Here is a 1,348-nt window from a genome sequence, read left to right as displayed (position 1 = left end):
GAGCATGGGAATTAAACGATCAAGCGCTTTTGCATATTTTGCATCATCACTCTGCGCGGCTTCAAATTCTTGCCAAAGCGCTAATAATTCTTGCCCTTGATCTGTTGGTAACATACCAAATAAGCGTTCAGCGGCTTTTATTTCTTTTTCTGCTTGCTCTTTTGAAGCTGCAGTATCATAAACAAACGTGTCGCCTGCGTCGATCTCAACAACGTCATGTATCAATAGCATTTTCATCACTCGACAGATATCGACTGGTGCATTTGCGTGCTCTTCCATTAAGACTGCCATCAATGCGACATGCCAACTGTGCTCACCACTGTTTTCAAGACGACCTTCGGCACTTTTCACCCGAGTACGACGCAATACGCTTTTGAGCTTATCAAGTTCAATGAGTAATGCTAACTGCTTTTCTAATCGATCCATATTAGCGCCCTTCTTGCTGCCAATGAGGGTTAGTTAATGATGTCAGCACATGGTCTTGCCATTCACCATTGATCAAAAGGTAATCTTTTGCGTAACCTTCTTTGCTAAACCCGACAAACTCTAGCACAGCTTCACTGCGTTTGTTATGAGGCATATAGCCGGCTTGGATACGATGCATTTTTTGCACGTTAAACATGTAGTCGCATGCCATTTTTAACCCACGACGCATATAGCCGTGACCTTGTGCCTCTTCCGCCAAGGAATAGCCAACGTTACAGCTATAAAATGGAAAGCGACTCATACTGCTGAATGAAATCGTTCCCAGCATGCGCCCTGTATCAACATGAATTAGCAAGCAATAGTAGCCAAGCCCCATGCGATGGAGCTCGTTCAACTTAATCAGTTTTTGGAGCCAACCATTAACAGAGAAAAACGCCTCTTCTCGCTTTGGTTCAAATGGCTTCAAATAATCGCGATTAGATTGAAAATACGCCGCGATCATATCGGCATCACCGATTTCAGCGGTTCGTAGAAGCAAGTCGCCGTCCAACTTGTGAACGGCGATTGATGAACTATGATCTTCCATTACAAACGACAACTTCCCTTTTCTTGATTACTCGCGTTAATTCTTACGAATCCCATAGTCACGTAACTTATTCGCAATAGACGTATGCGATACGTTCAAACGCTTCGCTAACTTACGGCTTGACGGGAACGACTGGTACAAACGCTCCAACACCTGGGATTCATAATCACGCATGATCTCGTCCAAAGAACCATCAATATTAAGCGTTGCACTGCCCCCGCCAACTGACTGCGGCTGTGGCAAATTAAAATGTTCGGCTTTCAGTAGGTGACCATCCATTTCTGTTAGCGCTCGCAACACCATATTATCTAGCTGACGCATGTTACCCGGCCATTG

General features: G+C 44.6%; 3 protein-coding genes. All 3 read right to left on the bottom strand.

The window, feature by feature from the left end:
• The coding region (locus tag R7Q47_RS24740) for an HD domain-containing protein (protein WP_318089913.1) at positions 1-426 on the bottom strand (426 nt) is incomplete at its 3' end.
• A 1-nt stretch (position 427) separates the two neighbouring features.
• Positions 428-1,012, bottom strand: a complete 585-nt coding sequence (rimJ, locus tag R7Q47_RS24735) for a ribosomal protein S5-alanine N-acetyltransferase (protein ID WP_005458831.1) — start codon at positions 1,010-1,012, stop codon at positions 428-430.
• Between the two features lie 36 nt (positions 1,013-1,048).
• Positions 1,049-1,348, bottom strand: a 300-nt coding sequence (locus tag R7Q47_RS24730) for a TyrR/PhhR family helix-turn-helix DNA-binding protein (protein WP_411912885.1), incomplete at its 5' end; no start/stop codon positions are given.

This window comes from Vibrio sp. Vb0349 (genome assembly GCF_033338975.1).
Note: the sequence above shows the minus strand (reverse complement) of the source record. Positions and strands in the feature narration are given on the sequence as shown.